Here is a 24012-nt window from a genome sequence, read left to right on the forward strand (position 1 = left end):
CCTCCGGGACGAGCGGGGTGGGGCGGGGGCAGACCTCCTATTGTCCCTCATCCGCGCGACTGCCCACGCGCCCGGTTCGTCCCTCGTCCATGCGACTGCCCACGCGCCCGGCCTTCACCAGGCGGTGCAGCTCCTCCGTGGCCGCCTGCGAGCGCGCGTCCGCCGGGACGTACGTACCCAGGCGCGGGCCCTCGGCCGGGCCGAGCCACAGCCCGTGGTACGTGAAATGCAGCGGGCCCACGAGCGAATTGTTGAACCGCTTCGACTGATCCACCGCCTGCATCACCTCGTGCCGCTCCCACAGTTCGCAGAAGGTGGGCGACGCCTTGCGCATCCTCCTGAGCAGCGTCTTCCACGCCGGGTCCGCGAGATGCCCGGCCATCCGCGCCCGGAACCTCGCGACCATTCGGCGCATCGTCTCCTCGCGGTCCTCCATGGCGGCCTGCCAGGCGGGGTGCGTGAAGGTCAGCCACATGCAGTTGCGGTCCTCGGGCGGCAGCACGTCGAGGTCGGTGAGGAGGTTGCCGTACGTCGCGTTGTAGGCGAGGACGTCGTAGCGGGAGTTCTGCACGCACGCCGGGTACGGCTCGAGCTGGGTGACGATCCGCAGGAGGCCCTGCGGGACGGACGCGATCTCGGCGGCCGGTGAGGGGTCGGCGGTGCCCGCGAGCTGGAAGAGGTGGGCGCGCTCACCGGCGTCCAGCATCAGGGCGCGGCAGAGCGCGTCGAGCACCTGGGCCGAGACGTGGATGGCGCGGCCCTGCTCCAACCACGTGTACCAGGTGACGCCGACCGTCGAGAGATGCGCGACCTCCTCGCGGCGCAGGCCGGGCGTGCGGCGGCGCGGGCCGCGGGGCAGGCCCGCCTGCTCCGGCGTGATGCGCTCGCGGCGGCTGCGCAGGAAGTCGGCGAGCTCACTGCGTCGGATACGGTCGGTCTTCGCCGGCGCTGCGGTGTCCATGGAACCAGCTTGCCCGTACCCCGAGCCTGTTTCCAGGTAGTACGGGTACCAGGATAAGCAGACTCTGGTACCTGGCTGATGGTTCGACGAACGTCGTACTCGTGAACCTCACGAACTCCACGGCCCACGTCCTCAAGCCCACGTCGCCCACATCGACCGCATCGCCCACATCCGCCACGGCGGACACGTCGGGCACGGCGGACACCGGGGCCGGTTCCGGGTCCGGGTCCGGGGCCGGGTCCGGGGCCGGGTCCGGTCCCCCGGTCCCTGCCGCCCTGACCCCGCTCGGCCTCGTCACCATCCTGCTCGGCGCCGCGCTCCCGATGATCGACTTCTTCATCGTCAACGTCGCCCTGCCCAGCATCGAACACGACCTGCGCGCCGCCCCCGCCACCCTGGAGATGGTCGTCGCGGGCTACGCCGTCGCGTACGCCGTGCTGCTCGTACTGGGCGGGCGGCTCGGCGACACGTACGGACGCCGCAGGCTCTTCCTCTGGGGCGTCGCCGCCTTCGGCGTGACCTCGCTGGCCTGCGGGCTTGCGCCCGGCGCCTGGTGGCTGGTGGGGGCGCGCATCGCCCAGGGCGCGGCATCGGCGCTGATGCTGCCGCAGGTGCTCGCCACCATCCACGCGACGACGCGGGGCGAGCGGCGGACGAAGGCGGTCGCCCTCTACGGCTCGGTGGGCGGCATCTCCATCATCCTCGGCCAGGTGCTCGGCGGCGTCCTCGTCTCCGCCGACCTCGCGGGCACCGGCTGGCGCGCGGTGTTCCTGGTGAACGCGCCCGTCGCCGTCGCCGCCCTGCTCTGCGCCGTGCGCTCCGTGCCGGACAGCCGGGCCGAGCAGCCGGGCCGCAGCGACATCGGCGGCACGCTCCTGCTCGCCGCGTCCCTCATCGCGCTGCTGCTGCCCCTGACCGAGGGACGGGCGGCGGGCTGGCCCCTGTGGTCGGTGCTGCTCCTGGTCGCCTCACCGTTCCTGGCCTGGGCGTTCGTCCGCGTCGAGCTGCGCGCCGAACGCACCGGCGGCAGCCCGCTGCTGCCTCCGTCGCTGCTGCGCGAACCCGGCGTGCGCAGGGGGCTCACCATCGGTCTGCCCATCTTCACCGGCTTCGCGGGCTGGATGTTCGTCAGCGCGGTGACGCTCCAGCAGTGGCTGGGATTCGGCCCCTTGAAGTCCGGGCTGACCCTGATCCCCATGGGTGTCGCGCAGTTCGCGGCGTCGATGCTCGCCCCGCGACTGGTCACACGGCTCGGCAGCCGTGCGCTGACGGCCTGCGCCCTGGTGCACGCCGTCGGCCTGGCGATCCTCGCGCTCACGGTGCTGTGGACGCCGTGGTCGGCGCTGAGCCCGCTCGTCCTCGCCCCCGGACTCGCCCTGTGCGGGCTCGGCCAGGGTGTGCAGCTCGCCCTCTACTTCCGCATCGTGCTCGCCGCGGTGCCGGCCGCGAAGGCGGGCGCGGGCAGCGGTCTTGCGGCGACGGTCCAGCAGTCCTGCCTGGCCATGGGCGTCGCCACGCTCGGCTCGCTCTTCCTTGCCATGGTGCCGGGCCTGGGCATGCGCAACGCGTTCGCGATCGTCCTCGCGGTGCAACTGACCGGGCTCGTCGGGCTCGCACTGCTGAGCCTGCGGCTGCCGCGCAGGCTCGGCTGAGGGGGGTGGGGCGACCACGGGAGAGCCGCCGTACGACCCACGGCCCACGGCCCACGGCCCACAGGAGCGACGTACAGCTGGCCGGGATACCGTCGAACCCATGCCCCCGCCAGAGCTGACGCACCGCCGACGCATGCTCGTCCTCGCGATCTGCTGCATGAGCCTGCTCATCGTCAGCCTCGACAACACCGTCCTGAACGTCGCCCTGCCCTCCATGGCGCGGGAGTTCGACACCAGCATCGCGGGCATGCAGTGGACGATCGACGCCTACACCCTCGTCCTCGCCGCGCTCCTCATGCTCGCGGGGTCGACGGCGGACCGTGTGGGGCGCCGGAAGATCTTCAAGGTGGGCCTGGTGATCTTCACGGTCGCCTCGGTGGCCTGTTCCCTCGCGCCCAACCTGGAGTCCCTCGTGGCCTTCCGCATGCTTCAGGCGGTCGGCGGCTCCATGCTCAACCCGGTCGCGATGTCGATCATCACCAACACGTTCACCGAGCCCGCCGAACGGGCCCGCGCCATCGGTGTCTGGGGCGGGGTGGTCGGCATCTCCATGGCTGCGGGCCCGCTGGTGGGCGGCCTCCTGGTGGACACCGTCGGCTGGCGGTCCATCTTCTGGATCAACCTGCCGGTCGGCGTCGCGGCACTGCTCCTCACCATCCGGTACGTCCCCGAGTCCCGCGCCCCCAAGCCGCGCCGCCCTGACCCCGTGGGCCAGCTCCTGGTCATGGTGCTGCTCGGCGCCCTGACGTACGCGATCATCGAGGCCCCGACGGCGGGCTGGACGTCCCCGCTGACCATCACGTTCGCGGCGGCGGCGCTCCTGGCCCTGCTCGGCCTCCTCGCCTACGAGCCGCGCCGCACCGACCCCCTCATCGACCTGCGCTTCTTCGGCTCGGCGCCGTTCAGCGGCGCGACGGTGATCGCGATCAGCGCCTTCGCCGCGCTGGGCGGTTTCCTCTTCCTCTCCACGCTCTACCTCCAGAACGTAAGGGGTCTGAACGCCCTGCACGCGGGCGTATGGATGCTGCCGATGGCCGCGATGACGCTGATCTGTGCCCCGCTGTCGGGCCGCCTGGTGGGCAGCCGGGGCCCGCGCGTTCCGCTCCTGGTCGCGGGGGTCGCGATGACGGCGTCCGGGGTTCTCTTCGCCGCCTTCGACGCGGAGACGACGAACGCGACGCTCTTCCTCGGCTACGTCCTGTTCGGCCTCGGCTTCGGCTTCGTGAACGCCCCCATCACCAACACCGCCGTCTCCGGAATGCCCCGCTCCCAGGCGGGCGTCGCCGCCGCCGTCGCCTCCACGAGCCGCCAGATCGGCCAGACCCTGGGCGTCGCGGTCATCGGCGCGGTCCTGGCATCGGGGGTGGGCACTTCGTCGTACGCGGCCGTCTTCACCGAGGCGAGCCGCCCCGCCTGGTGGATCATCGCGGGCTGCGGCCTCGCGGTCCTGCTCCTCGGGGCCCTGACCAGCGGCCACTGGGCGAGGGAGACGGCACGGCGGACGGCGGAACGCCTGGAGGCCATGCCGCAGGGACCGCTCACGGACACGGCCCGCCCGGATCGGCGCTCGGCACGGCCTTGAGCGCGGCCTTGAGCGCAGCCTTAGGTACGTCCTTGAGCGCGGCCTTGAGCGCGGCCTTGAGCGCGGCCTTGAGCGCAGCCTTAGGTACGTCCTTGAGCGCGGCCTTGAGCCGCCCTTGAGAACGGGCGGTGCCTGCCCGCCGCCGGAAACTACCCTCACGCCATGACCGCGACTTGGGACCCCACCGCATCAGGCGTACTACGGCTCCCCTCGGGCCGTCTCATCCGCGGCCGAGGCCTCCGCCACCCCCTCCCGGAAGGCCCGGCCCCCGACTTCGCCCTGTACCTCCTGGGCAAGGAACCACCCGCCGTCGAGTGGCAGTCCCACTGGGTCCACTGGCCGGACTTCCGCCTCCCCACAGACCGCCCGGCGACGACCGCGGCCCTGCGCGAGGCGCTGGAGCGGGCGGGGAAGGAGCGGGTCGAGGTCGCGTGCGGCGGCGGCCTGGGACGCACGGGGACGGCACTGGCGTGCATCGCGGTACTGGACGGGGTGCCGAGCACGGAGGCGGTCGCGTACGTGCGGGAGCACTATGCGCCACGGGCGGTGGAGACACCGTGGCAGAAGAGGTTCGTGCGGCGGTTCGGGCCGTCGTAGGGCAAGGAATGTCGGCTCTACGGACGAGTGACAGGTGACGGATGACAAATGACAGATATTGAAATCTGTCATTTGTCATGGCATGGTGAACGCATGCGTACTCTCACCCTCGGAACCACCGGCCCCCAGTCCTCCGCCCTCGGCCTCGGCGCCATGGGCATGTCCGCGCTCTACGGCGAAGCCGACCGCGCGGAGTCCATCGCGACCGTCCACGCCGCCCTCGAAGCGGGCGTCACGCTCATCGACACCGGCGATTTCTACGCCATGGGTCACAACGAAATGCTGATCGGCGAAGCCCTCCGCTCCGCCCCCGCCGCGCGCCGCGAACAGGCGCTCACCAGCGTCAAGTTCGGCGCCCTGCGCGACCCGGACGGCGGCTGGTCCGGGTACGACGGGCGGCCCGCGGCCGTCAAGAACTTCGCCGCGTACTCGCTCCAGCGGCTCGGCGTCGACCACATCGACGTCTATCGGATCGCCCGCCTCGACCCCGACGTCCCCGTCGAGGAGACCGTCGGCGCGATCGCCGAGCTGGTCGAGAAGGGGCACGTCCGCCACATCGGGCTCTCGGAGGTCGGCGCCGACACCATCCGCCGCGCCGCGGCCACCGCCCCCATCTCCGACGTGCAGATCGAGTACTCCCTCATCTCACGCGGCATCGAGGAGCAGATCCTGGCGACCGTCAGCGAGCTCGGCATCGGGATCACGGCCTACGGAGTGCTCTCCCGCGGCCTCATCTCCGGCCACTTCACCCGGGACCGCAAGCTGGGAGCGGGAGACTTCCGGGCGATGAGTCCCCGCTTCCAGGGCGAGAACCTCGACCGGAACCTCGACCTCGTCGACGCCCTGCGCAAGGTCGCCGAGCAGAAGGGCGTCAGCGTCGCGCAGACGGCCATCGCCTGGGTCCTCGCGCAGGGCCCCCGGCACGACGCCGCGATCGTCCCGCTCGTCGGAGCCCGCCGCCGCGACCGCCTCACCGAGGCGCTCGGCGCCCTCGACGTGACGCTGGACGAGGCCGACCTCGCCGCGATCGAGCAGGCGGTGCCCGCGGACGCCGTGGCGGGCGCGCGCTACCCCGAGGCACAGATGGCGCACCTCGACAGCGAGCACTGATCGCCCCCGGGTACGGTCACTGTCATGGCAACCGGCACCCTGACCCCCGAGCGCATCCTCGAAGCCACAGAGGACATGCTGCGCCGCCACGGCGCGGCGAAGGCCACCGTGGTGGACGTGGCCCGCGCGCTCGGGGTCAGCCATGGCACGGTCTACCGCCACTTCCGTACGAAGGCGGAACTGCGCGAGGCGGTCACGAAGCGCTGGCTGGACCGCACCTCCGAGTCCCTGTCGGGCATCGTGTCCGCCGCCGAGCCCCCCGAGACGAAACTGCGCCAGTGGCTGGCGGGCCTGTTCGCCGCCAAGCAGCACAAGGCGGGCGACGACCCCGAACTGTTCGCCACGTACACGGTGTTGACGGGCGAGAACAGCGGAGTGGTGGACCGCCACATCACGGACCTCACCGACCAGCTCGCCACGATCATCCAAGAGGGCGTCACCCAGGGCGCGTTCACGGCAAGCGACGCCACATCCACCGCCCGCGCCGTCTTCGACGCCACCAACCGCTTCCACGACCCGGCCTACGCGGGCGAGTGGTCGAAGCCCGGCATCGAATCCGCCTTCACGGCAGTGGTCGACCTGGTCGTACGCGGCCTGCGCCGCTAGGAAAAGCCACCGAGCCCAGGCCTCAGGGCACCGAAGGATCCACCGTCGCCTGGTGCTCATCGGCGAGATGCTCCTCCGCCTTCAGCCACGGCAGGAACTGCACCCGCTTCCCCCATCCGCACGTGTCGCAGCTCAACTGCCGCTGCACACCTGACTTCTGCACGTGCACGACATGCTCGCGCCCGTGCTGGTCCCATCTGCAGACCTTGCTCGTGGTCATCGAAGGCATGGCGAACAGTGTGCAGCAGAAGGCCCCGGTTCCCTATGCGGAACCGGGGCCTTCTTTCAAGCTTCACTCAGCCAACGCCGAGCGGGGGCAGCGATCAGCAGCCCACCAGGCGCGAGGCGAGGTAGCCCTCGATCTGGTCGAGGGAGACCCGCTCCTGCTTCATCGAGTCACGCTCGCGCACCGTGACCGCGTTGTCGTCCAGGGTGTCGAAGTCGACCGTCACGCAGTACGGCGTGCCGATCTCGTCCTGGCGGCGGTAGCGGCGGCCGATGGCACCGGCGTCGTCGAAGTCGATGTTCCAGTTCTGGCGCAGGGCGGTCGCGAGGCCCTTGGCCTTGGGCGACAGCTCCGGGTTCCTCGAAAGGGGCAGGACCGCGACCTTCACCGGCGCGATGCGGTGGTCGAAGCGCATGACCGTCCGCTTCTCCAGCTTGCCCTTGGCGTTCGGGGCCTCGTCCTCGATGTAGGAGTCGAGGAGGAAGGCGAGCATGGTGCGGCCGACGCCCGCCGCGGGCTCGATGACGTACGGAGTCCAGCGCTCGCCGGCCTCCTGGTCGAAGTAGGACAGGTCCTGGCCCGAGGCCTTGGAGTGCGCGGAGAGGTCGTAGTCCGTGCGGTTGGCGACGCCCTCCAGCTCGCCCCACTCGCTGCCGCCGAAGCGGAAGCGGTACTCGATGTCAGCGGTGCGCTTCGAGTAGTGGGAGAGCTTCTCCTTCGGGTGCTCGAACCACCGCATGTTCTCCTCGCGCAGGCCCAGGCCGGTGTACCAGTTCCAGCGCTGCTCCATCCAGTACTCCTGCCACTTCTCGTCCTCGCCCGGCTTGACGAAGAACTCCATCTCCATCTGCTCGAACTCGCGGGTCCGGAAGATGAAGTTGCCGGGCGTGATCTCGTTGCGGAAGGACTTGCCCATCTGCGCGATGCCGAACGGCGGCTTCTTGCGCGAAGTCTGCTGGACCTGGCCGAAGTTGGTGAAGATGCCCTGCGCGGTCTCGGGGCGCAGGTAGGCGATGGAGCCGCTGTCCTGCGTGGGGCCGAGGTGCGTGGAGAGCATGCCGGAGAACTGCTTGGGCTCGGTGAACTGGCCCTTGGTGCCACAGTTCGGGCAGTTGACGTCGGCCAGGCTCTCCGGCGGACGGTTGTGCTTGGCCTCGTACGCCTCTTCCAGGTGGTCGGCGCGGTGGCGCTTGTGGCAGGAGAGGCACTCGGTCAGCGGGTCGGAGAACGTCGCGACGTGACCCGAGGCCTGCCAGACCTCCGTGGCCAGGATCACCGACGAGTCGATGCCGACGACGTCCTCACGCGAAGTGACCATGTAGCGCCACCATTGGCGCTTGAGGTTCTCCTTGAGCTCGACGCCGAGCGGCCCGTAATCCCAGGCGGCACGCTGGCCGCCGTAGATCTCACTGCACGGGTAAACAAAGCCACGGCGCTTGCTCAGGCTGACGATGCTGTCGATCTTGTCGGCGGCCACGGTGCTCTCTTCATTACGACGGTGGGCGAAGCGAATGCTTCAGGTTACCGGCGGCCTTACCCCCCTAATCAAATCGGTTGCCGGTCCACCCCGGTTCCGCGGTGCATCCACCGCACATCCAGCACAGATCGGACGGCTAGTTGACAATCGTTTCCAGATTTGTTGAAAATGAGTGTCATGAACGTACGTCGCCTGATACCCACCGCCGCCGTCGCCACCGCCACGGTTCTCGGCCTCACGGCCCTGTCCGCCTGCTCGCCCTCCAGCGCGGCGGACAAGAACGGCGACGGCAAGCTGAACGTGACGGCGTCGTTCTACCCCATGCAGTACCTGGCCCAGGAGATCGGCGGCGACCACGTCTCCGTGGACACCCTGACCAAGCCGGGTGTCGAGCCGCACGACCTGGAGCTCAGCCCGAAGCAGACCGCCACGCTCGGCGAATCGGACTTCATCCTCTACCTCAAGGGCATCCAGCCCGCCGTCGACGACGCCATCGGCCAGTCCGGCGTGAAGAACACCGTGGATGCGGCGAAGCTCACCAAGCTGGAGAAGCACGGCACCGGGGTCGGCCACGACCACGGCCACGAGGACGAAGAGCACTCCGAAGAGGGCGAAGCCGGTGCCGACCCGCACATCTGGCTCGACCCGGTGAAGTACGCCGAGGTCGCCGAGGGCGTCGGCAAGGCGATGGAGAAGGCCGACCCCGACCACGCGGCGGCGTACAAGAAGAACACCAAGGCCCTGGTCAAGAAGCTGGACGCGCTGAACACGAAGTTCGAGGACGGCCTGAAGGACACCAAGACCAAGACCTTCATCACCACGCACTCCGCCTTCGGCTACCTCGCCGAGCGCTACGGCCTGGACCAGGAGGGCATCGCCGGCGTCGACCCCGAGTCGGACCCGAGCCCCGCCCGCATCAAGGAACTTCAGGACATCGCGAAGAAGGACGACGTCTCCACGGTGTTCTTCGAGACCCTCGCCAGCGACAAGACCGCCAAGACGCTCGCCACCGACGCGAACCTCACGACGGACGTCCTCGATCCCCTGGAGGGAATCACGGACAAGTCCAAGGGCGATGACTACGTAGGGGTCATGGAGTCCAACCTCGCCGCGCTCGAGAAGGCCCTCGGCGCGAAGTGAACGCACGGCTAGCAGCATCGGAGGCGCACGCCATGGGAGCCATGGAAGCCACGGACGACCCCGGGTCCGTCCCGCCCGTCATATCCGTGAGGGCGGCCACAGCCACCCTCGGCGCGCGCCCGGTGCTGCGCGGCATCGACCTCACCGTCAAGCGCGGTGAGGTCGTCGCCCTGCTCGGCGCGAACGGCTCGGGCAAATCCACCGCCGTCCGCTCCGTGATCGGCCAAGTCCCCCTCACCGGCGGCGACATCAGCCTCTTCGGCACCCCCCTCAAGCGCTTCAGGCAGTGGGCCCGCATCGGCTACGTACCGCAGCGCACGACGGCCGCGAGCGGCGTGCCCGCGACGATCCGCGAGGTCGTGTCGGCCGGGCGTCTCTCGCGTACGAAGCTGTCGAAGCTGGGCTGGGCGACCAAGGCGGACCGCGCGGCGGTCGACCGGGCCATCGGGCTCGTCGGCCTCGGCGACCGCGCCAAGGACTCCGTGAGCGCACTCTCCGGCGGCCAGCACCAGCGCGTGCTCATCGCCCGCGCGCTCGCCTCCGAGCCCGAGCTGCTGATCATGGACGAGCCGATGGCGGGCGTCGACCTGGCGAGCCAGGAGATCCTCGCCCAGACCCTGCGCGAGCAGGTCGCGGCCGGCACGACCGTCCTGCTCGTCCTGCACGAGCTCGGCGCCCTTGAGCCGCTGATCGACCGCGCGGTCGTCCTGCGCGACGGCTGCGTGACGCACGACGGTCCGCCGCCCAAGGCCACGGGACAGCACGCGCTGCCCGGCCACGACCACGTACATCCGCACTCGGCCGACGAGCACGAGCCGATCCGCACGGGACTGCTGACCTGATCATGGAAATCCTCCAGACCGAATTCATGCAGCGGGCGCTGATCGCCGCCGTCCTCGTCGGCATCACGGCCCCCGCCATCGGCATCTACCTCGTCCAGCGCCGCCAGGCCCTGATGGGCGACGGCATCGGCCACATCGCCATGACGGGTGTCGGCCTCGGCTTCCTGCTCAACTCCAGCCCCGTGTGGATGGCGACGCTGATCGCCGTCGTCGGCGCGGTGACGATGGAGCTGATCAGGGCGTACGGCAAGACGCGCGGCGACATCGCGCTCGCGATGCTCTTCTACGGCGGCATGGCGGGCGGTGTCCTGCTGATCAACCTCTCGGACACCGGCTCGAACGCGAACCTCTCCTCGTACCTCTTCGGCTCGCTCTCGACGGTCTCGGACTCCGACGTCACGGCGATCTGCCTGCTCGCGGCCTTTGTGGTCCTGGTCACGGTCGGCCTGCGCAAGCAGCTGTTCGCGGTGAGCCAGGACGAGGAGTTCGCGCGCGTGACCGGGCTGCCGGTCCGGGCCCTGAACCTCCTGATCGCCGTCACGGCCGCGGTGACGGTCACCGTCGCGATGCGCGTCGTGGGCCTGCTCCTGGTGAGCGCGCTCATGGTGGTGCCGGTCGCGGCGGCCCAGCAGATCACCCGCTCGTTCAAGGTGACGTTCATCCTGTCGGTGGTCATCGGCACCGCCGTGACCCTGTCCGGCACGGCCACGTCGTACTACCAGGACGTGCCGCCCGGAGCGACCATCGTCCTGATGGCGATCGGCGTCTTCGTCGTCCTGACGGCGCTCGCGACGCCCCTGGCGCGCCGGCGCGCACGGGCCGTAACGGCCGCCGACGCGACCTGCACGGCGGACGTCCCCGAGGCGCGGCGCCCGGCGGACGAGGTCACCGTCTGAGAGCGAGCTGGCACAATGGCCCGACGGGATATGACAGATGTGCGGGCGATCGTGCGATTTTTCAGTTGAGGAGGCACCTGTGACAACGGCTGCGGGACCCCCGGTACGAGGCCGATCCACCCGGCAGCGCGCCGCTGTGGCGGCGGCCCTGGGCGAGGTGGACGAGTTCCGCAGTGCGCAGGACCTGCACGACATGCTCAAGCACAAGGGCGATTCGGTGGGCCTGACCACGGTCTACAGGACGCTCCAGTCCCTCGCCGACGCAGGCGAGGTCGACGTGCTCCGCACGGACGAGGGCGAGTCGGTCTACCGCCGCTGCTCCACCGGCGACCACCACCATCACCTGGTCTGCCGGGTGTGCGGCAAGGCGGTCGAGGTCGAGGGCCCTGCGGTCGAGAAGTGGGCCGAGGCCATCGCCTCCGAGCACGGTTACGTGAACGTGGCGCACACGGTCGAGATCTTCGGCACGTGCGCGGAGTGCGCGAGCAAGCAGTAGCCATACGTACGTGAGAGGGGCCCCCACCGTCGCGCTGACGGTGGGGGCCCCTCACGTACGGACGGCTAACTGTCGGCGATCTGCTGCTCGTTCGGGATCGCCCCGCCGAAGCGGCGGTCGCGCGACGCGTATTCGAGGCAGGCGCGCCACAGGTCACGGCGGTCGAAGTCCGGCCACAGCACGTCCTGGAAGACCATCTCGGCGTAAGCGCTCTGCCAGAGAAGGTAGTTGGAGGTGCGCTGCTCACCGCTCGGGCGCAGGAAGAGGTCGACGTCCGGCATGTCCGCGTAGTACAGGTACTTCGCGAAGGTCTTCTCGCTGACCTTGGAGGGGTCGAGCCGCCCCGCCTTCACGTCCTCGGCGAGCGCCTGCGCGGCGTCCGCGATCTCCGCGCGGCCGCCGTAGTTCATGCAGAAGTACAGGGTGAGCTTGTCGTTGCCCTTGGTCTGCTCCTGGGAGATCTCCAGCTCCTTGGCGACCGACTTCCACAGCTTGGGCATCCGGCCCACCCAGCGCACCCGGATGCCGAGCTCGTCCAGCTGGTCGCGGGTCTTGCGGATGAAGTCGCGGTTGAAGTTCATCAGGAACTTCACCTCGTCCGGGGAACGCTTCCAGTTCTCGGTGGAGAAGGCGTAGAGCGAGATCGCCCCGACGCCCATCTCGATGCCGCCCTGGAGCACGTCGAGGACGCGCTCGGCACCGACCTTGTGCCCTTCGGTGCGCGGCAGTCCCCGGTCCTTCGCCCAACGCCCGTTGCCGTCCATGACGATCGCCACGTGCTTGGGCACCAGCTCGCCGGGGATCTTCGGCGGCGTGACGCCCGAGGGGTGCCGCTCGGGGACCTTGTACTCACGGCGGGACCGTCCGAGGATTCCGCGTCGTGCCATGGGGGGCTCTCTCCTACCTAGCTGTGCTTACGTATTTACGTGGTCTTCTCGACATACCGCAGCGAGCGGAGTCCGCGCTCCAAGTGCCAGTGCAGATAGGCGGAAACGAGCCCGCTGCCCTCCCTGACATGCCGCGCCTCGCACGCGTCCGCCGTCTCCCAGTCCCCGGTGAGCAGCGCACCGAGCAGGCCGAGGGCTTCCGACGAGGGTACGACGCTGCCGGGCACCCGGCAGTCGACGCAGACGGAGCCGCCCGCCGCGACGGAGAAGAACCGGTTCGGACCGGGCATTCCGCACTTCGCGCAGGAGCTGAAGCTGGGTGCGTACCCGTTCACGGCGAGGGAGCGGAGCAGGAACGCGTCGAGGATGAGATGCGGTTCGTGCTCGCCGTTGGCGAGGGTCCGCAGGCCGCCCACGAGCAGCAGATACTGCTGCACGGCGGGCTCGCCCTCATGGTCGGTGAAGCGCTCCGCCGTCTCCAGCATGGCCGTGCCCGCGGTGTAGCGCGCGTAGTCCGTGACGATCCCGCCACCGTACGGAGCGATGGTCTCACTCTGTGTGCACAACGGCAGGCCGCGGCCGATGAGTTCGCTGCCGCGCGCGAAGAACTGCACGTCGACGTGGGAGAAGGGTTCGAGCCGCGCCCCGAACTTGGACTTGGTGCGCCGCACCCCGCGGGCGACGGCACGGACGCGGCCGTGGCTGCGGGTGAGCAGCGTGATGATGCGGTCCGCCTCACCCAGCTTCTGGGTGCGCAGCACGACGCCGTCATCACGGAACAGGCTCATGGGCCCATTCTCGCGTACGGGGCCGACACCCGTGGCCGGGGTGCCCGATCGTCCCCGTCGGCCTCTACTGCCGGCTGATGGCCCGCGTGATGCCCGCCGCGATCGTCGTCGCCAGGGTCCAGCCGGTGACGATCAGGGCGTACGAGAGCTTCTGGTACGCCCCTTCCGCCGCGTACGCCTGCTCCTGCCCGAAGCCGATGATGGGGAGCAGCAGGTCGAGGGTGTAGAAGAACGGGTCGAAGGCGGGTGCTTCGTCCGGCTTCAGTGCGCGCGGGTGGTGTGCCGCGTACGCCACGGAACCCACGAGCAGCAGGGAGAACAGCCACAGGGCCGCGCGCGCGGGGCGGAAGCCGTAGCCGACGGTGGCGTCCTGGAGGTACCCCCAGGCCCTGGCCCACCGGGCGAGCGTTCGGCGGTGGCGGCGCAGCTTGGCGAGCTGGACCGTACGGGCGGACGCGTCGTCGCCGATGCGCCGGTACGCGGCGGCGATCTGCTCGTACGAGTACGGCACGTAGCCGTCGAAGTCCCGCTCCAGGACCTGCAGCCTGCGCTCGGCCGACTCGTGCGGGTGGAGCATGGCATACGTCAGTCCGTCGAAGTGGACCTCGTCCGGCCAGGCTTCCGGGGCTATGTACAGCAGGTCGAGCTGGGAGCGCCGCAGGCTGACCGAACCTTCGATGCGGACGGCGTCGCGGAGCCATAACTCGCCCACCACGAGGCTGCTGGCACGCAGGGCCATGCCACCGGGGTTGGAGAGACGCGCGCCCGTGAAGTTGAGCTGCCCCGGCATGCGGACGCCCCTCAGGTTGACCCGTCCGTGCGCGGTGAGGCGCATGGCGTGCAGATCGCTACCGCCGCTGAGGTTCGACGCGTGCAGGGCCGTGCCGCCGGGGTCGGAGAGGACCGCGTCGTCGAAGGTGATCCTCCCGGAGACGACGGCACCCGCGAGGCTGACAACGCCGTGCGCGGTGAGGCCTCCCGCGGCCTGGAGGTCGTCGTCGATGGTGACGCGGTTGAGCGCGAGGACGGGCTCACCGAGGGCCACGCCCTCCTCCCCCAGTTCCGCCCCGTCGAAGAACACCGCCCCCGAGATCCTCGCCCCGCCGAGCCGGACGGGCCCTCTGACCCGGCACCCGGTCATGCGCAACGAGCCGTCGACGCGCAGGGCGACGGCGTGCAGGCCGGGCAGCACGGACCGGCCCAGGTACAGCTGCCTCAGCTGCGCCCCGTACAGGTCGGGCACGTCGTCGAAGTAGCAGGCCCACAGGTGGACGGGGCCCGCCACGTCCGCGTACTGAAGGTCGAGCCGCCCGCTGATCCGCGCCCCGGTGACCCGGAGCACCGGGGTCTCGCCCTCCTGGCGCTCCCCGCCGAGCAGCAGCGCACGGAGCACCTCGGCGCGCACGGTCCGCTCGGGCCCCCACTCCGCCCCGGACTCGGGGGAACCCCCGCCCGGCGGCCGGAAGTCGACGGTCCGGCCACACGGAAACGCCTCCCACACGCGGCGCTCGGCAGGGGTCAGCTCACTGATCTCCATCGGCGCGATGCTGACGCGGGGCGATGAAGGTGTCAACTGACCTTCCTCTTACGCCTGTTGCGCCACTCCCCTGGACGAACCACGCACACCTGTCAAAATGCCCGCATGAAGAGTGAGCTGTTCTCCACGGAGCACATGGCGCAGCAGTCCGTCGTCCCCGGGATGACCCTGCAGAACGCCAAGTCCATCAAGTACGCGGTCAACGGCGAGATGCACGCACGGCAGGGCGCGATGATCGCCTACCGCGGCGACCTCCAGTTCGAGCGCAAGGGCCAGGGCGTCGGCGGCATGCTCAAGCGGGCGATGACCGGCGAGGGGCTGCCGCTCATGGCGGTGCGCGGCCAGGGCGAGGCGTGGTTCGCGCACGAGGCGCAGAACTGTTTCATCGTCGACATAGAGCCGGGTGACGTCCTCACCGTCAACGGCCGCAACGTCCTGTGCTTCGACTCGTCGCTGTCGTACGAGATCAAGACGGTGAAGGGCGCGGGCATCACCGGCGGCGGGCTGTTCAACAGCGTCTTCACGGGCGCCGGACAGCTCGGCCTGGTCTGCGAGGGCAATCCCCTGGTGATCCCGGTCTCGCCCCAGCAGCCGGTGTACGTCGACACGGACGCGGTCGTCGGCTGGACCGCGAACCTGGACACCACGCTGCACCGCTCGCAGTCCATCGGCTCCATGATCAGGGGCGGTTCGGGCGAGGCGGTGCAGCTGATGCTGCGGGGCGAGGGGTACGTCATCGTGCGGCCGAGCGAGGTGACCCCGCAGAAGCCGCAGCAGCACTAGCGCGTACGTCACCAGCTCGTACGTCGCTCTAGCGGGCGGGGCGGGCCCGGTCGGGGTGGCTGATCGCTTCCCAGAGGGCGAGGTTCCAGGGGCTCGTCCGGTTCGCCGGGTCCAGGAGCGACTGGAGGTGGGCGTCGGACGCGGCCTGGGGCGCGGGGAAGCTCTCGTCCTGGGTGCCGCTGAGGCTGTCCTTCCAGACCTGCCTGCCGAGGAGGTAGTGGTCGGCGTACTCCTTCCAGGAGGCGTACGTCCCCGCGACCGTCGGCACGATGTTCTTGAGCCGGTTCCAGGTGTCGGTCTCGCTCAGCATCCCGCAGGCGAAGCCGCGCCGTGCGATGTCCACGTAGAGCGCGATGTCCCAGGCGAGCGGTGCGACGCCGAGACGCCGCTGGGCCATGGCGCGGTAGCCGGTGTTCGCCAGTCCGCCCAGGCGCCCGAGCAGCTGCTCGGGCGCGGTGATCTCCCACTGCTCGGCCAGCCACTTCTGGGCCTTGCCGTCGTCGACGCGGGTGAACGGATACAGGGTCGTCCGGGATGCGTCCTTGTCCCGGCTGACCGGCGCGCTCAGCGACACCATCCAGAGCTGGTGCATGGTGAGCGGTGTCGGGTACTTGGACTCGACCCTCGGCTTGCTCCACTTCCATATGGCCATGGCGCCGCACCTTACGTCACGGCACTTCACCCCGGCTTCGGGCATTGGCATAGGCGGTCGCGGCGCGCAGCCGCTCCGAGTCGGTGGCGGTCCTGAGGGCGTCCGGCGCGCAGTCCCACTCCCGTCCGCCGCCGAAGGGGCGGAGCTGGATGTAGGGCCCTTCGTGGCCCATGACCCTGCCGACCTGGCCGGTGCGGGTGTCCACGGCGTAGACGCCGATGGGCAGGTACAGGTTCATGCCGACCCCCCGCCTTCGCCGCGCGGCAGCACCGCGAGGAGGCGTGCGCCCACCTCGACGGAACACGCCCCCAATTCAATGAGCGGACAGGGGGCCTCGCGGGCCCAGGATGTGGGGTCGATCCGCAATGACGGAAGAATAATTCCGGCCCGTGCGAGTGCGGCACGCAATTCTTTCACGGTCTCCTCCGCTTCTTCGACGCATAGCGCCGAGTGCGCCTTGCTTTCAGCCATGACGTGGATCCCCTTTCCCATCGGATTTCACGCTTCGTGTCTCGATGGTGACGGGTCCGACCTACACTCGGCAGGAGTCTGTGCGCTACAACTGCTGCGCAGCGGAGGGTGGTTGGCCATGGCCAATGGTTCGCGACAGGCGGCCTGGGAGTTCTTCGGGGCAGAGCTGAAGCGGCGGCGCGAGGACGCGGGGCTGACGCAGGTGGAGCTGGGGGAGCGGGTATTCGTCTCCGGCGGCTACATCGGGCAATTCGAACAGGCTATTCGGAAACCGCAGTTGGATGTTGCGCAGCGGATCGATGCAACCCTGCAATCCGACGGTATTTTCGAGCGGATGTGCCGCAAGCTGATCAATGATTCACGGTATGCGGAGTATTTCGCGGAGGCCGCAGAGCTGGAGACGCTGGCTACGCGAGTATGCGACTTCGCGCCGGCGGTGGTGCCGGGGCTGCTCCAGACCGCTCCATACGCCCGAGCGCTGACAGTGGCCACAAATCCGTACGCCTCGGACGAGTACGTCGAGGAGAAGGTTCTGGCACGGATGGAACGGGCTCACATCCTCCAGGACCCGGACAGGCCCAAGCTCTGGGTCATCCTGCATGAGCACGTGCTGTGCATGCAGGTGGGCGAACCGGCCGACATGGTGATGCAGTTCGAGCACATCGCAACCCTGATGCGCACGCGCCGGGTGCTCGTGCAGGTGCTGCCCTTCTCTGCGGGGCCCTACCCGGCCATCCACGGGACGCTGCGGCTCATGGAGTTCGATGACGCGCCGCCAACGGCCTATACAGAGGCCGTATTTTCGGGGAATCTGCTGGACGACCCGGTCATGGTGAAGCGCGCCCAGGAGACATACGATCTGCTCAGGGCCGCCGCATTGTCGCCGGAGGCGTCCCTCGCCCTGATCGCATCGGCGGCTGAGGATTACAGACAATGCACGAGTACGACCTGACCACTGCTCGGTGGCGCAAGAGCACCTACAGCGACGGCAACGGCGGCGAGTGCGTGGAGGTCGCGTACGACTTCGTAGGCGCCGCCCGCTGGCGCAAGAGCAGCTACAGCAACGGCGAGGGCGGCAGCTGCGTCGAGGTGGCCGACGGAGTCCCCGGCATAGTCCCGGTACGGGACAGCAAGGACCCCGAGGGTCCAGCCCTGCTGGTCCACGCCGAAGCCTGGTCCGCGTTCGTGGCGAGCGTCAGCGCCAGCTAGCCCAGGGGCGCGGGGAACTGCGCGACCAGCCCCCACGCACCCGCAGGGAATTCAGACCAGCCCCAGCCCCAGCCCCAGCCCCAACCCCTCCCTGCGGTAGCGGACCTCAACACCGCCCCCGTCCATGTCCGCCTCCCCCACCACCACAAACCCCGCACGGACCAGCACCGCCCGGGACCCCGCGTTCCCCGCATCGGTGGCCGCCCGCAGGGCAGTGATCCCGTACTCCGCGGCAGCGACCCCGCACAGCCGCCGCACGGCATCCGTGGCCAGGCCACGCCCCGCGGCCCGCTCGGCGATGCGATAGCCCAGCTCGGCCTCGCCGTCCGCGACGTCCACGAGATTGACCCGACCGAGAACCGCACCCTCGCCATCGATCAGTACGTGGAAGTAGCAAGCCCCGGCGGCCTGTTCGGCGAGCAGGGCCGCGTGCCGTGCGTCGAACTCGGCGAAGTAGGCGTCGCCACGGTCGGGGACGGACCGGGCGAAGTACTCGCGGTTCTCGCGCTCGAAGGCGAGCAGGGCGGGAGCGTGATCGGGGCGCAGGCGCTGGAGTTCGGGCATGGCGGAAACCTAGCCCCGGACCACCGGTTGCCGCCTCGGCTTTTCGTCCGGGCAGGCGGCCGTTTCCGTCGCTGTCAGTGCCGGGCGGTAGCGTCCGTCGTCCAGTACCGCCCCTCGCCGAGGAGATGCCGTGGCAGACACCGTGGACGACACCATGGGCAACGCCTACTCACCCATACCCGAACTGAATCTGCTCAAGGAGTTCCACGACGGGCCGGGGAAGGCAGGCTTCGCCGACGGCTTCGAGATGTACGAGTACGGGCGGCGCGACGCCGGCCTCGTCCAGTGGCTGGACATGACCGACACCCCGGAGCTGCGGGCCCGCCTCGATCGGCTCGTGCCGTTCGCCCAGGCCACCGGCTCCGGATCGTTCTACGCCCTGTGGCGCTGCGACGACCGTGCCGATCTCGCGACGCTGCCCGTCATCCTCTTCGGCGACGAGGGCGACCTCGACGTCGTCGCGTCCGGCCTGCGGGACCTGCTGCGCCTGCTGGCCGTGGACCACGAGTGGTACCTCCCCCAGGACGAGTGGGACGTCGGCGAGGAGCACAGCCCGGGGCACGAGGAGTATCTCGCCTGGCTGGAGCGGACCTTCGGCCTCACCGCACCCGAGGACCCCGATCCCGTCATCGACCGCGCACGGGACGAGTACGGCCTGCGGTTCATGGACTGGCTCCTGGAGTTCTCCCCCGAGTACGTCGTGGAGTCGCTCCGCGAGAACCTCGACGCGTAGCTCCCCCGTCTGCGCCTTGGCCACCCCTCGCTGCACAGCAGCACCCACGTGATGCGCTACTGCGATGTGGGGCCACGGCTACGCGACGGAAGCCGCGCACGCCCTGCTGCAGTGGGCATTCGACACGCTGGACCTGAATCGAGTCCAGGCCGAGACCGATACACGCAACGTGGCATCTGCCCGCGTTCTGGAGAAGATCGGATTCGTGCGGGAAGGGACGCTGCGGGAATACTCCCGGCTCGCTGAGAGGCTGGCACGGAACCTGACGCCCTCTCAGACAAGGGGAATCACCCCCGAACAACAGCCACGGAGTTGTCCCTGGCATCCAGCCGTACGTGCACCCGCACCCCCTCCCCCGTCACCCGCGTCCGCACCTGCACACCCTCCGGCAGGTCCGGGAGAACCGGCTCCACCCCGCACTCCGCCCGCACCCGGTCGAGGAGCTCCCGCATCTCCTTGGGGGCGGGCCGCGTGCCCAGGTACCAGGCGACCCCCTCGCCGTACGCGTGGCGCGTCACCGCCGGGCCGCCGCCGTCGGGGGACGTGATCACCGCCTCCGCGCCCTCCAGGTGGATCTCCTCCGCCCAGCTGCCGTCCGGGCGCGGGTCGAACTCCTCCACGCGGAGGCCGAGCAGCTCGCGGAAGGGGGCCGGGTAGCCGCCGAGGTGGACGCGGTCGTGTTCGTCCGTGATTCCGGAGAAGTAGGACATGACCAGGGTTCCGCCCGCGCGCACGTACGCGCAGATTCGTTCCGCGGTCTCCTTTGACACCGAGTAAAGATTGGGGACCAGCAGCAAGCGGTACTCGGTCAAGTCCCCGTCCACCGGAACCACATCGCAGGCCACCGACGCCTCGTACAGCGGCTTGTGGTGGGCCAGGGCCGCGTCGAGGAACGTCACGTCCGCGCTCGGGTGCGCGTCCAGTTCCAGGGCCCACCAGCTCGGCCAGTCCAGGAGCAGCGCCGCGTCCGCCCGCTCGGGGCGTGCGCCCAGCAGGTCCGGGTGCCGGGACAGTTCCGCGCCCAGGTCCCGCACCTCCCGGAAGATCCGGGTCTCCCGGCCCCCGTGCGGCACCATCGCCGAGTGGAACTTCTCCGCTCCCCCGCGCGACTGCCGCCACTGGAAGAACAGCACCGAGTCCGCCCCGTGCGCCACCGCCTGCCAGCTGTCCAGGCGCATCCTCCCCGGCGGCTTCCTGCCGTTGCGCTCGCGCCAGTTCACCGCGCCCGGCGCCTGTTCGAGGAGCAGCCACGGCCGGCCGCCCTTCAGGCCGCGCATGACGTCGTACGAGAAGGCTGTTCGGTGGAGCGCGTCCGGATCGTGCGGGTCGGGGTACGAGTCGTACGACACCACGTCCAGGTGCGGGGCCCACGCGAACAGGTCGAGCGTCTTCGCCACCGGGACGAAGTTCGTCGTCACCGGTACGTCCGGTGTGATGCGGGTCAGGACCGCCTTCTCCGCCAGGTAGCACGCGAGGAGTTCGTCCGAGGAGAAGCGCCGGTAGTCGAGCTGCTGGGCCGGGTTGCGGAACGACGGGGCCTTGCGCGGGGTGTGGATCTCCTCGAACGTGCCGTAGCGCTGCGACCAGAAGTCCGTCGACCACGCCTCGTTCAGCGCCGCCACGGTCCCGTAGCGCTCGCGCAGCCACACGCGGAACGCCGCCGTCGACACCTCGCAGTGGCAGTGGCGCGAGATGTGGCAGCCGTATTCGTTGCCGATGTGCCAGAGCGCGAGGGCGGGGTGCGTGCCGTAGCGCGTGGCCAGGCGTTCCGCCAGGCGCACGGTGTATCGGCGGTACACCGGGCTCGACGGGCACCAGTGCTGGCGGGAGCCGGGGTGCAGGCGGACACCCTCCTCCGTCATGGGGAGAGTCTCCGGGTGCAGGCGCGTCAGCCATGGCGGCGGTGACGCCGTCATCGTGGCGAGGCTGACCGCGACGCCCGTCTGCGCCAAGCGGTCCATGTGACCGTCCAGCCAGGTGAAGTCGTACGTACCCGGGGCGGGCTCCGTCTTCGCCCAGGAGAAGATCCCGAGCGTCACGAGGTTCACGCCCGCCTCGCGCATCAACTCGGCGTCCTCTGCGTGGACTTCCGGGCCCCACTGCTCGGGGTTGTAGTCGCCGCCGTAACCCAGCGACGTAACCCGGTCATAGAAGTGACTCAGTCTCATCCCGCGCCCGACCCCTCTCAACCCGCGCCCGCCCTCCCTCATCCCACACCCCTCGACTCCTGGCCCGACCGCGCCTCGATCCCCCGGAAGTGATCCGCCATCGCCCGCTGAGCCCCCTCCACGTCCCGCGCCCGCAGCGCCGTCACGATGTCCCGGTGTCTGCTCACCGTCACGTCGGGCGCCGGGTCGCGGGCCCACCCCCGCACTCCCGCCACCCGGTTGAACACGTTCCAGAACGCGCCGAGCAGCTGCGGTACCAGCTCGTTGCCCAGGGAGCGGTAGAGCGTCTCGTGGAACTCGCGGTCCAGCTCGGGGAAGGCCCCGCCCGCGTCCGCCGCCTCCTCCATCTTGCGGACCAGCGCCTCCAGTTGGCTCAGCTCCTCGTCCGTGAGCAGCACCGCGACCCGGCGCACGAGCCCCTCTTCAAGGACCTCGCGCACCTGGAGGATCTCCGCCAACGCATGGGTGTCGTCCGCCAGTTGCACCAGCGCACGGAACGTGAGGCCGTCGGCCAGCGGGGTCAGCGACGCCTGGCCCACATACGTTCCGTAGCCGTGTCTGATCTCCACGATGTCCAGGGCCTGGAGCGCCTTGAGCGCCTCGCGCACCGAGTTCCTGCTGACCCCCAGCTCTTCCATCAGCTCGGCCTCGGTGGGCAGCAGCGCGCCCGGCCGGAGCCTGCGATCGAGTATCAACTGCATGACTGCGCGCTGGACTTGGCTGCCCACGCGCCGTTCGCGGACTGGCTCCTGAGGCATGCGGCACATCGTAGGCACGGATGACATCCCACGTCCCACCTCCGGACCAACATCGTTCGGGACGGCCCGGATTCGGATCCGTGCGCGATCTCTTGACCGGCCTTCGCGGCGCTCTTATGGTCGCCACGCCACCACGACGTAGGACGTGGGATCTCTCAAGGGAGACACAGTGAGCGACCAGAAGACCCGCACCGGCTCCACCGGGCCCCTCGGGCCGATCGGCTCCACCGGACGCACCGGACCCGCACCGGACCGCCGCTCCTTCCTCAAGTACACCGGTGCGCTGGGCGCCGCCGCCGCCATCACCACCACGCTCTCCGCCTGCTCGTCGGGACCCGAGTCCACGAACGACGCCGGAGGAGGCGGCGGGCAGGGCGGCGACTCCACCCTCACCGCCGTCATCGGCTATGGGAACGACGGCAGTTGGGACCCGACGCAGACCGCGTCCGCGTTCGCGATGGCCGGCAACGAACACATCTACGAGGGTCTCCTCAACACCGACCCCATCACCCGTGAGCCGTACGCCGCGCTCGCCACGGAGATCCCCACCGACGACAAGGCCACCACCTGGAAGTTCACGTTGCGGCCCGGCGCCAAGTGGCACGACGGGAAGCCCGTCACCGCCGACGACGTGGTCTTCGTCTTCGACCGCATCCTGGACCCGAAGACGCAGACCCTGGCCAAGGGCTTCTTCGAGAGCTGGCTGAAGGAGGTCAAGAAGGTCGACGCGACCTCCGTCGAGCTGGTCCTGAAGTTCCCGTTCCCGGACGGCCTCGCCCGCCTCTCCCTCGCCAAGATCATGCCGAAGCACGTCTTCTCCAGGCCGGGCGCCTGGGACGACGCGACCAAGGGCAAGGCGGTGGGCTCGGGACCGTACAAGCAGGCGTCGCACGCCCCGAAGTCCAACACCACCTTCGAGGCCTTCGACGACTACAACGGCCCGCGCAAGGCCGCCTTCAAGAAGATGAACTGGCTGACCATCGTGGACGCGGCGCCCCGCGTCGCGAAGATCTCCGGCGGCAGCGCGGACTCGGAGATCGCGGACAACATCCCGTACGCCAACATCGAGCAGCTCAAGAAGGGCGGGCTCACCGTCGAGGGCGGGGCGGGGATGAACAACCTGTTCCTGATGTTCAACACCGCGCACAAGCCCTTCGACGACGTACGCGTGCGCCAGGCCCTGCACTACGCCATCGACACCGAGAAGATGATCGAGGTCGCGCTCAAGGGCCACGGCAAGGCGTCGACCTCGTTCCTCAACGAGTCCAACCCCGCCTACCGGCCCGCGAAGACGGTCTACGCGTACGACCCGAAGAAGGCGAAGGCGCTCCTGAAGGAAGCCGGGGTCAAGGATCTGTCGATCAACCTCATGGCGGTGAACGTGAGTTGGATCGTCGACTGTCTTCCCACCATCAAGGCCTCGTGGGACGCGATCGGCGTCAAGACGACGCTCGACCCGCAGGAGACCACGGCCGTCTTCACCAAGATGGACCAGAAGAAGGACTACCAGATCGTCGCGGCCGCATCGAACCCCAACCAGTTCGGCATCGACCCCGACCTGATCATGCACTACAACTACGGGCCCGAGAACCTGTGGATGGGCTACGCCCGCTGGGCGGACAACTCCACCGCCAAGAAGCTCTTCAAGGACATGGACCAGGCGACGCGCGAGCCCGACGCCACCAAGAAGAAGGCCATGGTCCAGGACTACATCGACATCGTCGCCGAAGAGGCGGTGATCTACCCGGTCGTCCACAACGAGCTGATGACCGCCTGGGACCCGAAGAAGCTCACCGGCATCAAGGCCCAGCCCTACCCCGGCATCAACCTCCTCCAGGCCAAGTGGGCCAAGTAGCCCTTTCAGTACCGTCGTTGGG

At 69.5% G+C, this 24012-nt stretch carries 26 protein-coding genes and 1 pseudogene; 15 read left to right on the plus strand and 12 right to left on the minus strand.

Annotated features, from left to right (window positions below):
- Positions 1–37 precede the first annotated feature (37 nt).
- Positions 38–961: a helix-turn-helix transcriptional regulator gene (locus AC07AG_RS16895; RefSeq protein WP_478755860.1), complete on the minus strand. Its 924-nt coding sequence runs from the start codon at positions 959–961 to the stop codon at positions 38–40.
- Positions 962–1062: 101 nt separating this feature from the next.
- Between AC07AG_RS16895 and AC07AG_RS16900 the strand changes: the two genes are divergently transcribed.
- From AC07AG_RS16900 to AC07AG_RS16920, 5 genes are all read left to right on the plus strand, one after another.
- On the plus strand, positions 1063–2613 hold the full coding sequence (locus tag AC07AG_RS16900; protein WP_478755861.1) for an MFS transporter: 1551 nt from the start codon (positions 1063–1065) through the stop codon (positions 2611–2613).
- Between the two features lie 100 nt (positions 2614–2713).
- Positions 2714–4195, plus strand: a complete 1482-nt coding sequence (locus tag AC07AG_RS16905; protein WP_478755862.1) for an MFS transporter — start codon at positions 2714–2716, stop codon at positions 4193–4195.
- Positions 4196–4357: 162 nt separating this feature from the next.
- Complete coding sequence (locus AC07AG_RS16910) at positions 4358–4792, plus strand: protein-tyrosine phosphatase family protein (RefSeq protein ID WP_478755863.1); 435 nt, start codon at positions 4358–4360, stop codon at positions 4790–4792.
- A gap of 93 nt (positions 4793–4885) precedes the next feature.
- Positions 4886–5902 carry an aldo/keto reductase gene (locus AC07AG_RS16915; protein ID WP_478755864.1) on the plus strand — a complete coding sequence of 339 codons (1017 nt, stop codon included), beginning with the start codon at positions 4886–4888 and terminating at the stop codon, positions 5900–5902.
- Positions 5903–5926: 24 nt separating this feature from the next.
- Positions 5927–6508, plus strand: a complete 582-nt coding sequence (locus tag AC07AG_RS16920) for a TetR/AcrR family transcriptional regulator (RefSeq protein ID WP_478755865.1) — start codon at positions 5927–5929, stop codon at positions 6506–6508.
- 22 nt (positions 6509–6530) lie between these two features.
- On the opposite strand, the gene AC07AG_RS16925 is transcribed toward AC07AG_RS16920, so the two are convergent.
- Complete coding sequence (locus AC07AG_RS16925) at positions 6531–6737, minus strand: hypothetical protein (RefSeq protein WP_478755866.1); 207 nt, start codon at positions 6735–6737, stop codon at positions 6531–6533.
- A 94-nt stretch (positions 6738–6831) separates the two neighbouring features.
- Positions 6832–8211, minus strand: coding sequence for a glycine--tRNA ligase (locus AC07AG_RS16930; RefSeq protein WP_249590017.1), 1380 nt, complete (start codon positions 8209–8211; stop codon positions 6832–6834).
- A gap of 177 nt (positions 8212–8388) precedes the next feature.
- Between AC07AG_RS16930 and AC07AG_RS16935 the strand changes: the two genes are divergently transcribed.
- The 4 genes from AC07AG_RS16935 to AC07AG_RS16950 are packed head-to-tail and all read left to right on the plus strand — an operon-like array spanning position 8389 to position 11585.
- Positions 8389–9351, plus strand: coding sequence for a metal ABC transporter substrate-binding protein (locus tag AC07AG_RS16935; RefSeq protein ID WP_478755867.1), 963 nt, complete (start codon positions 8389–8391; stop codon positions 9349–9351).
- Between the two features lie 32 nt (positions 9352–9383).
- Positions 9384–10193 carry a metal ABC transporter ATP-binding protein gene (locus tag AC07AG_RS16940; RefSeq protein WP_478755868.1) on the plus strand — a complete coding sequence of 270 codons (810 nt, stop codon included), beginning with the start codon at positions 9384–9386 and terminating at the stop codon, positions 10191–10193.
- 2 nt (positions 10194–10195) lie between these two features.
- Positions 10196–11089 (plus strand): metal ABC transporter permease, encoded by an 894-nt coding sequence (locus AC07AG_RS16945; RefSeq protein ID WP_478755869.1) that lies wholly within the window; start codon positions 10196–10198, stop codon positions 11087–11089.
- 37 nt (positions 11090–11126) lie between these two features.
- Entirely contained in the window at positions 11127–11585 is a 459-nt protein-coding gene (locus tag AC07AG_RS16950; RefSeq protein ID WP_478755870.1) for a Fur family transcriptional regulator, read from the plus strand.
- 65 nt (positions 11586–11650) lie between these two features.
- On the opposite strand, the gene AC07AG_RS16955 is transcribed toward AC07AG_RS16950, so the two are convergent.
- From AC07AG_RS16955 to AC07AG_RS16965, 3 genes are all read right to left on the minus strand, one after another.
- Complete coding sequence (locus AC07AG_RS16955; RefSeq protein WP_478755871.1) at positions 11651–12472, minus strand: isoprenyl transferase; 822 nt, start codon at positions 12470–12472, stop codon at positions 11651–11653.
- Positions 12473–12507: 35 nt separating this feature from the next.
- Positions 12508–13260, minus strand: coding sequence for a DNA repair protein RecO (recO, locus tag AC07AG_RS16960; RefSeq protein WP_361057986.1), 753 nt, complete (start codon positions 13258–13260; stop codon positions 12508–12510).
- 64 nt (positions 13261–13324) lie between these two features.
- Complete coding sequence (locus tag AC07AG_RS16965; RefSeq protein ID WP_478755872.1) at positions 13325–14797, minus strand: membrane-associated oxidoreductase; 1473 nt, start codon at positions 14795–14797, stop codon at positions 13325–13327.
- A 105-nt stretch (positions 14798–14902) separates the two neighbouring features.
- Here AC07AG_RS16965 and AC07AG_RS16970 point away from each other — a divergent pair, with 105 nt between their 5' ends.
- The gene (locus AC07AG_RS16970) at positions 14903–15580 is read left to right on the plus strand and encodes an AIM24 family protein (RefSeq protein WP_478755873.1); all 678 of its coding nucleotides are present in this window, start codon (positions 14903–14905) and stop codon (positions 15578–15580) included.
- A 28-nt stretch (positions 15581–15608) separates the two neighbouring features.
- Here the strand turns inward: AC07AG_RS16970 and AC07AG_RS16975 are convergent, their stop codons facing one another.
- The 3 genes from AC07AG_RS16975 to AC07AG_RS16985 are packed head-to-tail and all read right to left on the minus strand — an operon-like array spanning position 15609 to position 16703.
- Positions 15609–16232 carry a DUF1266 domain-containing protein gene (locus tag AC07AG_RS16975; RefSeq protein WP_478755874.1) on the minus strand — a complete coding sequence of 208 codons (624 nt, stop codon included), beginning with the start codon at positions 16230–16232 and terminating at the stop codon, positions 15609–15611.
- A gap of 16 nt (positions 16233–16248) precedes the next feature.
- Positions 16249–16470: a hypothetical protein gene (locus AC07AG_RS16980; protein ID WP_478755875.1), complete on the minus strand. Its 222-nt coding sequence runs from the start codon at positions 16468–16470 to the stop codon at positions 16249–16251.
- Positions 16467–16703 (minus strand): hypothetical protein, encoded by a 237-nt coding sequence (locus tag AC07AG_RS16985; RefSeq protein ID WP_478755876.1) that lies wholly within the window; start codon positions 16701–16703, stop codon positions 16467–16469. Before AC07AG_RS16985 ends, AC07AG_RS16980 begins: the two co-directional genes overlap by 4 nt.
- Before the next feature lie 118 nt (positions 16704–16821).
- Between AC07AG_RS16985 and AC07AG_RS16990 the strand changes: the two genes are divergently transcribed.
- Positions 16822–17655, plus strand: coding sequence for a helix-turn-helix domain-containing protein (locus AC07AG_RS16990; protein WP_478755877.1), 834 nt, complete (start codon positions 16822–16824; stop codon positions 17653–17655).
- Positions 17637–17912, plus strand: coding sequence for a DUF397 domain-containing protein (locus AC07AG_RS16995; RefSeq protein WP_478755878.1), 276 nt, complete (start codon positions 17637–17639; stop codon positions 17910–17912). The genes AC07AG_RS16990 and AC07AG_RS16995 overlap by 19 nt, the downstream gene beginning before the upstream one ends.
- A 51-nt stretch (positions 17913–17963) precedes the next feature.
- Here the strand turns inward: AC07AG_RS16995 and AC07AG_RS17000 are convergent, their stop codons facing one another.
- Entirely contained in the window at positions 17964–18476 is a 513-nt protein-coding gene (locus tag AC07AG_RS17000; RefSeq protein ID WP_478755879.1) for a GNAT family N-acetyltransferase, read from the minus strand.
- A 130-nt stretch (positions 18477–18606) separates the two neighbouring features.
- On the opposite strand from AC07AG_RS17000, the gene AC07AG_RS17005 reads away from it, so the two are divergent.
- Both AC07AG_RS17005 and AC07AG_RS17010 read left to right on the plus strand, forming a co-directional pair.
- The gene (locus tag AC07AG_RS17005; RefSeq protein WP_478755880.1) at positions 18607–19209 is read left to right on the plus strand and encodes a hypothetical protein; all 603 of its coding nucleotides are present in this window, start codon (positions 18607–18609) and stop codon (positions 19207–19209) included.
- A gap of 61 nt (positions 19210–19270) precedes the next feature.
- Positions 19271–19438, plus strand: a pseudogene (locus AC07AG_RS17010) (GNAT family N-acetyltransferase); the annotation flags it as partial.
- Between the two features lie 58 nt (positions 19439–19496).
- Here AC07AG_RS17010 and AC07AG_RS17015 read toward each other — a convergent pair.
- Together AC07AG_RS17015 and AC07AG_RS17020 are read right to left on the minus strand one after the other, a co-directional pair.
- Complete coding sequence (locus tag AC07AG_RS17015) at positions 19497–21377, minus strand: beta-galactosidase (RefSeq protein WP_478755881.1); 1881 nt, start codon at positions 21375–21377, stop codon at positions 19497–19499.
- Between the two features lie 38 nt (positions 21378–21415).
- Positions 21416–22144: a FadR/GntR family transcriptional regulator gene (locus AC07AG_RS17020; protein WP_478756300.1), complete on the minus strand. Its 729-nt coding sequence runs from the start codon at positions 22142–22144 to the stop codon at positions 21416–21418.
- A gap of 208 nt (positions 22145–22352) precedes the next feature.
- Between AC07AG_RS17020 and AC07AG_RS17025 the strand changes: the two genes are divergently transcribed.
- Positions 22353–23990 (plus strand): ABC transporter substrate-binding protein, encoded by a 1638-nt coding sequence (locus AC07AG_RS17025; protein ID WP_478756301.1) that lies wholly within the window; start codon positions 22353–22355, stop codon positions 23988–23990.
- The last annotated feature ends 22 nt before the right edge of the window (positions 23991–24012 follow it).

The organism is Streptomyces sp. NPDC044044 (assembly GCF_056434405.1).